Genomic DNA, 12498 nt, shown 5'->3' with positions numbered 1-12498 from the left:
TATCGCGAGTATTGGCGTGATGACTGGAAATTTTACTCTATTTCCGCTACACTGTTTGTAAGACTTGTCGCATTCTGTCAAGCGGGAGGAAGGCCATGCAAAGAAACAATTTTTCCATCGGTGTATTGTTAATAGGAATTGCCGTTGTTCTGATTTTGGGCAAACTGGGCGTTTTCAGCTTCCTGGGTTACATCTTCTGGCCGTTGATCGTACTTGCGGTCGGCCTCGGGCTGCACTTTCTGTTCTTCAGCAAAGTTTTGCCTTCCGGGGTGCTGGTTCCCGGCGGAATGCTGGTCACCTATTCGGTATTGTTTTTCCTGTGTAATTTGTTCGGCTGGCACTGGATGAAATATTTATGGCCATTCTTTATTTTCGGTGTCGCCGTCGGACTGTACGAGCTGTATCTGTTTGACCGCAACAGTCCGAGGCAGCTGTGGTTGGTTTCCATTGTGCTGGCAGTTATATCGGCTGTGTTCTTTGCGTTAATGTTTATCTTTACCGGGGGTATCTATGTTGTAGCGGCTATTTTGCTTGCAGCGGGATTGTTCATGGTGCTGCGCAGACCCAAGACCTGGTAACCGTTACCGGCATACAGCTCAGCCTTGATTTTTGCAGGGCATAAGCGTATAATAGGTATGATAATGAGGCGTCGGCGCTTAAAGGTCCGACGCTTCTTTCGTGGACGGGACGAACAACGGATTCATCCGGAACAAGCTCGGTGAATTTTTGCTTTCGTTACTCTATTCGTCAGAGAGGACAGACATTTTATGCACGCAAGAGATAAAATTAAGAACATAGCGATTATTGCACACGTAGACCACGGCAAAACAACATTAGTGGACCAATTGCTGAGGCAGTCCGGCACGTTCCGCGAGAACGAAGCGCTGCAGGAACGCGCTATGGATTCCAATGATCTGGAGCGGGAGCGGGGCATTACTATTCTTGCTAAGAATACATCCATCCATTACAAAGATTATCTAATTAATATTGTTGACACTCCGGGCCACGCCGATTTCGGCGGAGAGGTAGAGCGGATCATGAAGATGGTAGACGGAGTGCTTCTGGTTGTCGATTCGTTCGAGGGCTGTATGCCGCAGACCAAATTCGTACTTCGCAAAGCATTGGAGCATCAGCTTCAGCCGATTGTTGTCGTCAACAAAATCGATCGTCCGAACGCACGGCCGACCGAGGTGATCGACGAGGTTCTGGAGCTGTTCATTGAGCTGGAAGCGAATGACGAACAACTGGATTTCCCCGTTGTCTATGCTTCCGGGCTGCAGGGCAAATCGAGCCTGGACCCCGATGTTCAAGGCGACACGATGGAAGCTCTTTACGAAGCTATCGTCCGGCATATCCCATCGCCTACAGAAAGCGTAGAGAAGCCTCTTCAGTTCCAGGTTACATTGATGGACTATAATGAATATCTGGGCCGTATCGCCATCGGCCGCGTGAACCGGGGACAGATCCGGCAAGGCCAGCCGGTGGCGGTTATAACCCGCGAAGGCGGAACCAAGCACGCAAGGGTGGAGAAGCTGTTCGGGTTCCAGGGATTGAAGCGGATTGAAGTCCCGGAAGCGGGAGCCGGGGATATTGTAGCCATTGCCGGGATTAAAGATATCAACATCGGCGAGACGATCGCAGACCCGGCCAACCCGGAGGCGCTGCCCGTTCTGAAAATAGACGAGCCTACCTTGCAGATGACTTTCCTGGTCAACAACAGCCCGTTTGCCGGAAGAGAAGGGAAATGGGTCACCTCCCGTAAGCTTCGCGAACGACTGGACAAGGAACTGGAGACGGATGTCAGCCTGCGGGTGGAAGAAACCGACAGCCCGGATGCGTTCATCGTTTCCGGAAGGGGAGAGCTGCACCTGGGCATTCTGATCGAAAATATGCGCCGGGAAGGATTCGAGATGCAGGTATCCAAGCCCGAAGTCATTATTAAAACGATCGACGGCCAGAAGATGGAGCCGATTGAGCGGCTCATTATCGATATCCCCGAGGAAAGCATGGGGGCGGTCATGGAAAGTCTCGGCACGCGCAAAGCAGAAATGGTGAATATGACAAATAACGGCGGGCAGGTCCGGTTGGAATTTCTTATTCCGGCACGCGGTCTGATCGGATACCGTACCCATTTTCTTACACTGACCCGCGGATATGGGATTATGAATCACGCCTTTGACAGCTATGGCCCCTACCAAGGAAGCGGGGTCGGCGGAAGACATCAGGGCGTTCTCGTGTCCAGCGAAACCGGTGTAGCGACCTTGTATGGGATTCTATCTATTGAGGACCGTGGAACTCTCTTCCTTGAACCCGGAGCGGAGGTCTACGAAGGAATGATCGTAGGTGAGCATAACCGGGATAATGACATTATAGTCAACATCTGTAAGGAAAAGCAGTTGACCAACGTTCGTTCCGCAACGAAGGAAGATACGGTCAAAATGAAAACGCCGCGGTTATACAGTCTGGAACAGGCTCTGGAGTATTTGAACGATGATGAATATTGCGAAATCACTCCTAAATCGATCCGGCTGCGCAAGAAAATACTAAACAAAAGTGAGAGGGAGCGGGCAGAAAAGCATCGCAAATTGTCCGAAGCCAACAGTTAAGGAGGTCGATCGGCCGTGGGAGGGCTGAACGAATGGTTTTTTAACCATCCGTGGATAACTTATTTCATTATTTATGTTGCTCTTGCCTATGTTTATAATAAAGTGTTCAAGGTGCAGAAGAGGCTTCCGATTCTGAAGGAGATTCTCATTTATATTATTTTGGCCATCGGTTCGTTCATTCTCCTGCTGTTTCAGCTCGATCTGCAGCTCCCGATCATTCCCAGCCTCGCTGTCGCGGTCGGACTCATGTTTATCGTCCGAATCCGCTACTGGATAACGGATCGGCAGAAGAAACAGGAATAAGGCAGGATTAAGCTTTCCGCCGGTTGAAGAAAGCAAGCTTGCGGCAGTGCCTAGGCAACATTTATCTGATTCGAAAGGGCTGACGTTAATGAATTTGCGGGATGCGCTTTTCAATTGGCTGCAGATCAAAATTGTATCGGACGCCCGTCCTGAAGACGGTGCGGCTAGGAACAGTCTGGAGTTTTTCGAGAAGATCTTAACGGAAGACCATCATTTGACCCGGGTTGAAATGTCGTTGCTGAATGACCATACTTATCGGATACAATATACCGTTAACGGAGTGCAAGAGGAGCAGTTGGCGGAACGGGAAATGGCCGAGCAGCTGCTGGAAGATATTCAATCCAACCCTCAGTATGGCCGGCCCGAGACGTCCCGGCGCTGCGATTCTCCATAGTTGTCAGGTAGTACTTCTTCGTATGCATATGCTATAATAAGAATATGACATTATCGGAGGTAGGGAGGGCGAGTATATGGCTGATGCCATAACCGCTTTGCCGGAGACACAGTATGAGCAGTTTCGGAAGGACAAATTCGTGCTGCCCGAAAATTATGTTCCAAGAGCTGCAGATAAATCGAACGGACAAGATGCAGAAAGCCTAGCTGTGAGTATATAGCTAGGCTTTCTTGCATTTATACTGCCTCGGGTAGTGGAGCCGCTTGAAAAGGGTTGTATAAATCTCCTCATTCCTCCATATATTGCTTTACTAAATAATTTGAGTCGCTACTGTTGATTTTTCTGTTGAGGAGGAGGACTATCGGCCGGAGTTATATCTTGCGGCACCTGCGGCATAATTCTCCCGATAATATCGCCAAGCTCTTCAGCGAAACCGGCCATCGGGCGGCCTTTCTGGATATCTTCGCGCATTTCCCGGATTCGTTGTCCCATATCGAGATCTGCCGTAACCAGTGCATTCACACCGTACTTATCCTTTCTCAACGCTTCGGCGGCCGAATATTTGATGGAGTCGACACGCGCGCGGTCCAGATCTGGCTTAACGTTAATTCCGACGATCGCCGTATTTCCCATAACGACGCATGTGGCATCCTCGACTTGTGGAATAGATTTAACGATGGTTTCCAGATGAGTAGCTATCGCATCATTGTTCATTGGCTGTTGGTCCGGGTTCGTTTGTTGGCTTTGAACCTGGTTGCCGGATGGTGCTCCTCCTCCCGAAGACGCCCCCGGTTGGCCGGCAGTCTGACAGCCCGACAGCATAACGATAACTAATGCAATAACCAAAAGCATTCTCATGACATGATCGTCCTTTCTTCTAAAATCAAGCTACCGATAGTTTGTCCTTACAGTTTTTTTCTTATGTATTCCGCTCGATTAACCGATAACGTGGAGGGATTCCTTATGAAAAAAATTTATGTACTGGACACCAATGTGCTGTTACAGGATCCTAACGCCGTATTTGCCTTCCAGGATAATGAAGTGATCATTCCCGCAACCGTGTTGGAAGAAATTGACTCTAAGAAGAGGCTTGCGGATGAGATCGGTCGGAATGCCCGCTACGTATCCCGTTTGCTCGATGGATTCCGAAGCCAGGGCAGACTTCACGATGGGGTCACATTGGAGAACGGTGGAAGCTTGAAGGTAGAATTGAACCATCGAAGCTTCCTCAAGATGCAGGATGTCTTTGGAGAAATGACGAACGATAACCGGATTCTCGCCGTGGCCATGAATTATTGGACGGAAGAGCAAAGCAAGCCCAATCCCAGACCGGTTATCCTTGTCAGCAAAGATTCGCTTGTCCGAATCAAGGCGGATGTTCTCGGGTTAATGGCGGAAGATTATTTATCGGATCGGGTAGTCAGCTTATCGGAAATGTATACCGGATGGGTCACCCTGAAGGTTCACCCGTCTATAATCGATGAGTTTTATTCTTTCAGAAAGATAAATTTAAGCAGTTTGCCGGCATCCTTGACTCTGCTACCTAATGAATTTGTTATTCTCAAGGATGAGATGGGCACGGCGAAATCGGCCCTTCTGAAGGTGAGTGCGGACGGCAGAAGGCTGGAGTCGCTGCATTTGAGCAATGACCCGGTATGGGGAATTACGGCCCGCAATGCCCAGCAGAGAATGGCTCTGGAATTGCTGCTGAATGACGATATCCCGCTAGTTACGTTAACCGGTAGAGCGGGGACGGGGAAGACTCTTCTGACTTTGGCGGCGGGACTGCTTAAAACAGAAGACGAGAACCAATATAAGAAGCTGTTAATTGCCAGACCGGTCGTCCCGATGGGGAAAGACATCGGTTATTTGCCGGGAGAGAAGGAAGAGAAGCTCCGTCCGTGGATGCAGCCGATCTACGATAATCTGGAATACCTGTTCGATACGAAGAAAACGGGAGACATTGATAAAATACTGGCCGGGATGGGCAGCATTCAAGTAGAAGCTCTGACGTATATCCGCGGCCGTTCCATTCCGGGACAATTCATCATTATCGATGAAGCGCAAAATTTATCACGCCATGAAGTGAAGACTATTGTCTCCCGCGTCGGGGAGGGCAGCAAAATCGTACTGCTAGGTGATCCGGAGCAAATCGATCATCCGTATCTCGATTCTTCCAGCAACGGGCTCACTTATGTTGTCGAAAGGTTTAAACAGGAGGCTATAAGCGGACATATTACTTTGCAAAGAGGGGAAAGATCGCGGTTGGCGCAGCTGGCGGCCGATCTGTTATAGGCGGCTGTCGCGGCTTTTCAACTTGGCGTTATAGCATAGGGCCGGATCTTAAGGAAAGCTCCTTAGGTCCGGTTCCTTTTTCTATTCCCCCAAAAATAGGAGGAATCGCGACGTTTTTTTTGCTATGATAGAAAAATAAAGAAATACAACACTGGAATGGATTCTCCGCAATGGGTATGGAGGCACCCGCGCTGCTAGCCTCGTATGAAACAGGAGTAAGGAGAGTTTTGGATGTGACTAGGAAAAAGAGCTTGATCGTACTGTTTATTATTCTTGGATTATCAATACTGCTTATTTCGAGAGTTATGGGCCCGGGCGGAAGTCCCAAGGCCGGATCGGTTTCGGGCAAAGACCTGTTTGCCAAAAATGCGGACGGGCTCTCCGACAGCGAGGAACAGATTATACATCTCGCCGTTTCTATGAAACCGGAAGAGTATGCTGCATTGGAAAAATGGGTGGGCGACTATTCGGCACACGGAGTGAAGGTGGAATTGACCAACCTGCCCCTGGAGGAAGCTTACGACGTATTGAAGCAGGCCTCCCAATTGGGAGAAGCCCCGGACATCATGCTTCTGAATAACGCTTGGGTCAACGAGTTTGCTGCTCTAGGTTATCTGAGGCCTGTTGACGAGCTGTTGGACAGCGACCCGCAAGCCCAGAGATTGTCCGCCGTCATGAATCAGGTGAAGTGGAACGGCTATATCTGGGGAATTCCGAAGGATGTAGATCCTTATATTCTTGCCTGGAACAAGCAGAAGGCTGAAGAAATACAAGCGGAAGAACCGCCCCAAACTGCGGAGGAACTGTTGCAATGGAACTCCCAATTTATGAATCCCGACGAGAAAAAATACGGGGTTTATTATCATCCGGGAGATCCCTATGCGCTTCTTTCGTTGCTGTCCGCTCTCGGGGTACCGTCCATAGACGGAGTCAACCCGCTGGCCAAGCTGGACGATCCGGAGACATTGAAGGCGCTGGAAACCTTCTTTAACCCCCGGAATGCAAGCTGGGATGCGAATCTGCTGCAGATGAATTTCCCGCTCCCGTCCAAAGAATGGGATCCGTGGAAGCAGTTGACCGAAGGGAATCTTGCGGCCATGATTACAACGGTATCGGATTTCAAGCGGAATGAGAATGATCAAATAGCTTTAAGCGCTTTGCCGATGGTGGCGGAGGGAGAGAGACAGACGGGAACATGGCTGAAGGGAAGAAGCTACGCCGTTTCATCCCGGCCCGGGAACGAGGCTGCCGTTAATGATTTGCTGAGGGAGCTGACTTCTCTCAACACGGAAATGAAGCTGTGGGGGGAAGCTAAGGTGCTCCCGGCTCATGTAGCGGCTTATTCCACTCCGGAATTAAGGAATGATCCGTCATACCGCTCCTATACCTGGTTGCTGGAGCAGGGTAATCTGCTGCCGGTACAAATCGACTCCGCCAAGCGGCTCAATGCCCTGGCTGCCGAAATGGGAATGATGTACCGGGGAGAGCAGCCCTTGAGCGAGTTCGCGGCCAAGGCGGCAGCCCTGTGGAAGGACGAGTAACCGCTCTGGGAATAGGCCGTTTGTTCCAAACGGCAGCTGCGAAATATATAAACAAAAAGCTGAAGCTAATTAAGCTTCAGCTTTAATTTTAGGGTGAACATTCCCTTGTCTGTCGTCACTTCCGAGGCGTGAATGAAGGGAACGAACGTTTCCGGGGAAAAGCCGAGAGGAAATTCTTCCTCTAATGCCCGGTTCGTGGTATCTGGAAGCACAAACCCGTTAAAGGTTAATTGTTCAACCCGGAACTGCAGCCTGTTCTTAGGCTTGTTCTCGATGATATATCGTCCCTGGATGGAAACCTCGACATCATCTTCCTTGCCATCCGCTGTAAATAGGCCGTCTTCGAATGAAAAATCGATGTTTTCGAACAAAGGGTTTTTCTCCCGGAAATAATCGATCAGCTCCTGATCGCTGATTTGAAAAGTAAGTCCGTTTAAATATTTATTAGTTCCGCCATTATTAAATAAATCCGAGATGTCGTTCATTTCATCAGCGATTGCCTGAAAATAGGTTCGGAACACCGGCAAGCCTTTTTCCTGCCAGGCGGTAGTCAGGTCAACCATTTGCTGAAACACCTCCGCTGCTTCCTCGGAAGCTGCCAATTGGTCGTCCACTTCCTGCTGTAAGGCCAGCACACGCTCTCTTTGCCGGATGAATTCCTCTTTGACCCGCTTGAGCTCGATTTCGTCTTCCTTCAATTGATCGCGGGTTCGTTTCAACTGCTGGTAGGAATCGCTGTATGCATTTAACTTTCGTTTATCGTTCTCCAGAATCATATTTAAATATTGATAGATGGAAATGGCGTCGGAGAACGAATCGGCGTTAAACATGAGCATCCATAGATTGTCGCGTTCCCCCATATAGTAGGCTCTTAATATTTTTCCGGCATGCTCGCGGGTCCGAACGAGACGTTCCTGTTCCGCCCCGATTTCCTTCTCCGTCTCGGTAATCCGCTTGGCGATTTCCGCTTCGCGCCCGGTCAGTCTGGCAATTTCCCGGTCGATTTCATATATGGTCAAGCTTTTCTGCAGCAATTGCTTGATTTCATCGAGTGAAGGCTCGGACTCCGCGAGCAGGAAAGGGGGGCCGGACAAACAGAGAATGAGACAGATGCCTACCAGCAGGGAATTGCGAATAAGCTTGGCCATGACATTCCCCTTCATTTTACTTGTACTCTCTCTATTTTATAAAAATAGATGTTAAATGATGCCAAAAAACTTCCCGCCGCAGAAAGTTTAAGAGCCGCGGCGGGATGCCTCCGTTCCTTATTTGGAGCTGTTCATCATTAATTTCAGAACCTCGGTTAACGGTCTGGTCTTCTCCGGAATTTCTTTCGTGAAGACCGGGGCTTCGTTAATCCGGTCGTAAGCTTGCCTTACATGGATAAGACGTACCGGATCTTCCTGTCCCATTCCTAATTCCGTATGGATCGTCAGCTCCCGGATAAATCCGCCATTGTCCACGGCTACGGAGAGCTTGCCCAATCCCAATTTAATTTCACCCGCCGCTTGTTTCCAAACGGCCGCCTGTTCCTCGGCTAGCAAGCCGTTTTCCTTCAAATCATCAATGATTAAAGGCCATTGTTCCTTTAAGGCTTCGGTTATCGCTTGAGAATTGTCCTCTGTTATGTTCACTTCAATGACGGTGTGCCCATTTGCATTCGGTTGATCCGCCTTGGCGAACCATTTTTCGTCAAGGGCTGCAAACAAGCGGGTAGACAACTGGGACGCTATATTCATAACGTTATGCAGCCGTTCCGGTGATAGCTTGCCGGTTCCTCCCGACATTTCGGACAATGCGTCCAAATCGAGGGAAAAGTATTCATCCTTGGGGTTGATCAATGGTATATTAACATAAATATGATTCTCGTTAAGAATCAGCGGAAGGGTCATCACGGCAGACGAATCAGCCGACGCAAGCTCCAGCTCCGATTCCAGACGAAGAGGATTAACGGAGGCAATGCCCGACCAGCTCCATTTTCCATTAGTCACCAATTGGGCGAGAGATTGCGAGACGGGACTGCTCTGACCGCTGTCTTCCGGCTCTCCCCACTTTATTCTTGCTTCTCCGGCGAAGGAATAGCTGTTGATTTCCTTCTGTTTTTCCAAGGCGCTGATTACTTGTTCTTTCCATTTCGCATTAGATGCTCCGCATCCGCTGAGCACCAACAGCAAGGATAACAATGCCGCGAACGGAATCCATTTGGTTAATCGCAAATAAGGTCTCTCCTTTGTCTAAAATCTTTTACCATTATACCGTTTATATTTAAACTTGTCTTTACGAATCATGGGAAGCAAGCACTTTTGGGAAGGGGACATATTGAAACATGCAGCAAGGAAAAAAGCCATTAATCGACTGGATTCGCCGCCGCCTAGAGGCCAGTCCGGAGAAAGCGGCAACGTTCCGGGATTTCATGGAGTGGTGCCTCTATCAGCCTGATTACGGTTACTATATGAGTGAGAAGAGTAAAGTGGGCAGAGACGGAGATTATTATACAAGCGCTGCTATAGGCGGAGTAATGGGCATCATGGTCGCCCGATTGATGCTCAAGCTGTCCGAATCCTGGAGAGGCGGGCGGATAGTCTGGGTGGAATGGGGAGGAGGGACCGGACAGTTGGCCAAACAGATATTGGACGAGGTCCGTTCCTCGGACCCCGAAATATATGAGCGGCTGACCTATTTTGTGATTGAAAAAAGCCCGTTTCATCTGCAGCGCCAACGGGAAACGCTGCTTGACCACCAGCAGGCGGTATGTTTTATAGACGAGGAATTATGGGAGAAAGAGGGCAGCCGGCGGACGGTCATTTTTTCCAATGAGCTGCTGGATGCCTTTCCGGTTCATCGTGTCCAATGGTCCGAGGGCAGGCTGAAGGAGCAACGGGTTTACTGGAACGAAGAGGAGGGCCGTTTTGCGAGCCGTTGGACGCCTGCGGAAGATAAGAGGCTTGAGCGCTATTTGGAACGGAACCAAATCACTTTAACGGAAGGACAGACGGCGGAAATTAACTTGTCGGCAGAGGAATGGATCGGCCGCCAGGCCGCCCGGTTGGAGGAAGGGAGTCTGGTGACGGTGGATTACGGGGATGTGGCGGAAGAGCTTTATTCCCAACACCGGATGAACGGCACCCTGATGTGCTACCGGGATCACCTCGCGGGGGATTACCCTCTGGAACATATCGGGGAGCAGGATATGACCTCGCATGTCAATTTCTCGGCCTGCATCCGTGCCGGTCAGGAATCGGGGATCCGGGAGTGGAGTCTGATGACGCAGAAGCAGTTTCTGGTCGAGCAGGGAATTTTCAGCCTGCTTCAGAATCATTCCGGCAGTGATCCGTTCAGTCCGGAAGCGAGACGTAACCGGGCCGTTCGCCAGCTTCTGATCAGCGATGGGATGAGCGAGCTGTTTAAAGTGCTGGTGCAAACCAAATAACTAAACGAATAGATAAGGGGGCTTTGCGGCGTATTTTGTCTGCTTAGTCATTGGATTGGCGACTTATTCTACTTCAGTCAAAGCTCCAAGAAGTGGCTTCGGAAAATCATTAATACATATGAAAAAAAGGCGGCCGATAACGGTCGCCTTCTGTGGTTTAATGTCAATATTCGCTTTACAGCTCCATCCGGAAGAAGGACCAATACGTAAAGCCGGTAAAAGAGATGAGCATGTACCCCCAAAACATAAGTATGTAGGTACGCTCGGAAAGATTCATGTAGCCCAATAATACGAATAATGCGGTTTGGAAAAAGAAAATCAAAGCCATCGGTACCATGTCGCCGGCCAAAGCCATTAGTCCGATTGCGAGTGTCCAAAAGCCAAGAACGCGATACATGCGTGCCATCCTGACATCCTCCTCTCTAATGCAACGTTCATTATCACTCACTTCATTATACAGTTCAACATTCCGGGTGTAAACGGTAAACGGTGACGAATTCGTAAACTTTTGTGACGAGCTATTACGCGAATAGTTTATCCTTTTCTTTCGAAAAACATGTATGGACGTCAAAAAAAATGGAAATAGCTTTAGTATCAAATAGATTCTATGAACTCTAGTATGGGCATAGAGATAAATTAACGGGGAGACCGCATAGATGGGTCACGATGTTATTATGGTTTGAATCCACTCTTGCAATATCTTTTTATTATTGGTTGGGAGGTATTTAGATGTCGGCAGTTAGACAAGATGCTTGGAGCGAAGAAGACGATCTGATTCTTGCGGAGGTGACGTTAAGGCATATTCGTGACGGCAGCACCCAGTTAACCGCCTTCGAAGAAGTAGGCGAAAAAATCGGCCGGACCGCCGCAGCCTGCGGATTCCGCTGGAATAGCTGTGTTCGGAAAAAATATGAAGCAGCCATTCAAATAGCAAAGGCCCAACGGCAGAAGCGTCATCAAATGAAAAAACAGACGGGAATGCCGGTTTCCAGCGTTTCCTCGGTGGCGGTATTGGAGGGGGAAGCAGGGCTGAAGGGTGATCTTCTGAGTGAAGAGACCCTATCTATCGATGCCGTGATCCGCTTTTTGAAGCAGTGGAAGACATCCTATCAGGAGATGTCCCGCCAGACCAAATCTATGGAAAGAGAGCTTCAAGAGCTTCAGGAGGAGTTCGAGCTGTTAAAGCAGGAGAACGAGAAGCTAAGCAAGCAGGTCAATGAGGTGCAGAGCGATTATCAGGTTGTCAATGACGACTACCGGGCATTGATTCAAATCATGGACCGGGCTCGCAAGATGGCGTTTTTGGTGGAAGAGGATGACGACAAAAAATCGAGATTCAAAATGGATGCCAATGGCAATCTCGAAAGAATTGAATAGCCACGGCTATTCCGGCAGATCCGGCGTTCCTATTATTGGGAGCGGCGGATCTTTTTTTAGAAACGAATGTAAGCGGAATTGACCACTCGCCTCGTTTTTTTCGAAAGCTTTCAAATGGTTTTTGTCGGTTCAGACCGTTTCTCATACAAAGTTCTTACTTAGTTAATGTAATGCAAAACAAGATTCCTATAGCATAAAAAGCATTTCTAATACCGGGCTATTCATCTTCAATTCCGGAGGCTTCCCGTCAACTACCCGGGAATACGCTTCGAAGGCATACGCCCCTTTTGTGAATGGATTTTACAGGGCTCCGTCAGGAGCTTTTTTGATTTTGTCGGGTGTGTATTTTTAAAAAGAAAAGGTTGCGATAAAGCGTGAATAAGAAGTACGATGAAGCTGTAAGATTATTTGCTTATATAAAAGTGGGCCGTTATAAAAAGAGATTACTTTCGATAGAAATCGGAGATAACAACGATTGAAAGCCCGGCATTGTTTCGCAGTACGTGAAGCGGCTGCCAATTATAAATAAGATTGTACAGAAACCGAAAGTGG

The 12498-nt window shown here is 48.9% G+C and carries 13 protein-coding genes; 9 read left to right on the top strand and 4 right to left on the bottom strand.

Annotated elements, in window-relative coordinates:
• Positions 1-95 precede the first annotated feature (95 nt).
• The 5 genes from ACTHRH_RS00300 (at position 96) to ACTHRH_RS00280 (ending at position 3523) form a co-directional block, all read left to right on the top strand.
• Entirely contained in the window at positions 96-578 is a 483-nt protein-coding gene (locus ACTHRH_RS00300; protein WP_144935779.1) for a hypothetical protein, read from the top strand.
• A 189-nt stretch (positions 579-767) separates the two neighbouring features.
• Positions 768-2606: a translational GTPase TypA gene (gene typA / locus ACTHRH_RS00295; RefSeq protein WP_379288324.1), complete on the top strand. Its 1839-nt coding sequence runs from the start codon at positions 768-770 to the stop codon at positions 2604-2606.
• A gap of 24 nt (positions 2607-2630) precedes the next feature.
• Positions 2631-2909 (top strand): YlaH-like family protein, encoded by a 279-nt coding sequence (locus ACTHRH_RS00290; RefSeq protein WP_144935917.1) that lies wholly within the window; start codon positions 2631-2633, stop codon positions 2907-2909.
• Positions 2910-2997: 88 nt separating this feature from the next.
• Entirely contained in the window at positions 2998-3303 is a 306-nt protein-coding gene (locus tag ACTHRH_RS00285) for a hypothetical protein (RefSeq protein ID WP_379288322.1), read from the top strand.
• 76 nt (positions 3304-3379) lie between these two features.
• Positions 3380-3523 (top strand): hypothetical protein, encoded by a 144-nt coding sequence (locus ACTHRH_RS00280; RefSeq protein WP_186328316.1) that lies wholly within the window; start codon positions 3380-3382, stop codon positions 3521-3523.
• 107 nt (positions 3524-3630) lie between these two features.
• On the opposite strand, the gene ACTHRH_RS00275 is transcribed toward ACTHRH_RS00280, so the two are convergent.
• Positions 3631-4161, bottom strand: a complete 531-nt coding sequence (locus ACTHRH_RS00275; RefSeq protein WP_144935788.1) for a YhcN/YlaJ family sporulation lipoprotein — start codon at positions 4159-4161, stop codon at positions 3631-3633.
• Between the two features lie 105 nt (positions 4162-4266).
• Between ACTHRH_RS00275 and ACTHRH_RS00270 the strand changes: the two genes are divergently transcribed.
• Both ACTHRH_RS00270 and ACTHRH_RS00265 read left to right on the top strand, forming a co-directional pair.
• A complete protein-coding gene (locus tag ACTHRH_RS00270) occupies positions 4267-5598 on the top strand; it encodes a PhoH family protein (protein WP_440413538.1) in 1332 nt (443 codons plus the stop codon).
• Between the two features lie 233 nt (positions 5599-5831).
• On the top strand, positions 5832-7139 hold the full coding sequence (locus tag ACTHRH_RS00265; RefSeq protein ID WP_440413536.1) for a sugar ABC transporter substrate-binding protein: 1308 nt from the start codon (positions 5832-5834) through the stop codon (positions 7137-7139).
• Positions 7140-7204: 65 nt separating this feature from the next.
• Here ACTHRH_RS00265 and ACTHRH_RS00260 read toward each other — a convergent pair whose 3' ends face one another.
• Both ACTHRH_RS00260 and ACTHRH_RS00255 read right to left on the bottom strand, forming a co-directional pair.
• Positions 7205-8287, bottom strand: a complete 1083-nt coding sequence (locus ACTHRH_RS00260; RefSeq protein ID WP_144935796.1) for a coiled-coil domain-containing protein — start codon at positions 8285-8287, stop codon at positions 7205-7207.
• Positions 8288-8404: 117 nt separating this feature from the next.
• Positions 8405-9355: a hypothetical protein gene (locus ACTHRH_RS00255; RefSeq protein WP_440413534.1), complete on the bottom strand. Its 951-nt coding sequence runs from the start codon at positions 9353-9355 to the stop codon at positions 8405-8407.
• Positions 9356-9465: 110 nt separating this feature from the next.
• Between ACTHRH_RS00255 and ACTHRH_RS00250 the strand changes: the two genes are divergently transcribed.
• On the top strand, positions 9466-10569 hold the full coding sequence (locus ACTHRH_RS00250; protein ID WP_150960011.1) for a class I SAM-dependent methyltransferase: 1104 nt from the start codon (positions 9466-9468) through the stop codon (positions 10567-10569).
• Positions 10570-10744: 175 nt separating this feature from the next.
• Here ACTHRH_RS00250 and ACTHRH_RS00245 read toward each other — a convergent pair whose 3' ends face one another.
• Positions 10745-10975, bottom strand: a complete 231-nt coding sequence (locus ACTHRH_RS00245; RefSeq protein WP_144935804.1) for a DUF2626 domain-containing protein — start codon at positions 10973-10975, stop codon at positions 10745-10747.
• A gap of 323 nt (positions 10976-11298) precedes the next feature.
• Here ACTHRH_RS00245 and ACTHRH_RS00240 point away from each other — a divergent pair, with 323 nt between their 5' ends.
• Positions 11299-11946, top strand: a complete 648-nt coding sequence (locus tag ACTHRH_RS00240) for an RsfA family transcriptional regulator (protein ID WP_144935807.1) — start codon at positions 11299-11301, stop codon at positions 11944-11946.
• Positions 11947-12498: the final 552 nt, after the last annotated feature.

Source organism: Paenibacillus sp. SAFN-117 (genome assembly GCF_051966115.1).
Classification (GTDB): domain Bacteria; phylum Bacillota; class Bacilli; order Paenibacillales; family NBRC-103111; genus Paenibacillus_L; species Paenibacillus_L residui.
The sequence above is the reverse complement of the archived record's forward strand: the minus strand, read 5'-3'. Positions and strand labels throughout refer to the sequence as shown.

Bases quoted from the DNA above. Each gene is read 5' to 3' on its own strand.
- ACTHRH_RS00300 (WP_144935779.1), top strand. From the start codon at position 96: ATGCAAAGAAACAATTTTTCCATCGGTGTATTGTTAATAGGAATTGCC.
- typA (WP_379288324.1), top strand. From the start codon at position 768: ATGCACGCAAGAGATAAAATTAAGAACATAGCGATTATTGCACACGTA.
- ACTHRH_RS00285 (WP_379288322.1), top strand. From the start codon at position 2,998: ATGAATTTGCGGGATGCGCTTTTCAATTGGCTGCAGATCAAAATTGTA.
- ACTHRH_RS00280 (WP_186328316.1), top strand. From the start codon at position 3,380: ATGGCTGATGCCATAACCGCTTTGCCGGAGACACAGTATGAGCAGTTT.
- ACTHRH_RS00275 (WP_144935788.1), bottom strand. From the start codon at position 4,161: ATGAGAATGCTTTTGGTTATTGCATTAGTTATCGTTATGCTGTCGGGC.
- ACTHRH_RS00270 (WP_440413538.1), top strand. From the start codon at position 4,267: ATGAAAAAAATTTATGTACTGGACACCAATGTGCTGTTACAGGATCCT.
- ACTHRH_RS00260 (WP_144935796.1), bottom strand. From the start codon at position 8,287: ATGGCCAAGCTTATTCGCAATTCCCTGCTGGTAGGCATCTGTCTCATT.
- ACTHRH_RS00250 (WP_150960011.1), top strand. From the start codon at position 9,466: ATGCAGCAAGGAAAAAAGCCATTAATCGACTGGATTCGCCGCCGCCTA.
- ACTHRH_RS00245 (WP_144935804.1), bottom strand. From the start codon at position 10,975: ATGGCACGCATGTATCGCGTTCTTGGCTTTTGGACACTCGCAATCGGA.
- ACTHRH_RS00240 (WP_144935807.1), top strand. From the start codon at position 11,299: ATGTCGGCAGTTAGACAAGATGCTTGGAGCGAAGAAGACGATCTGATT.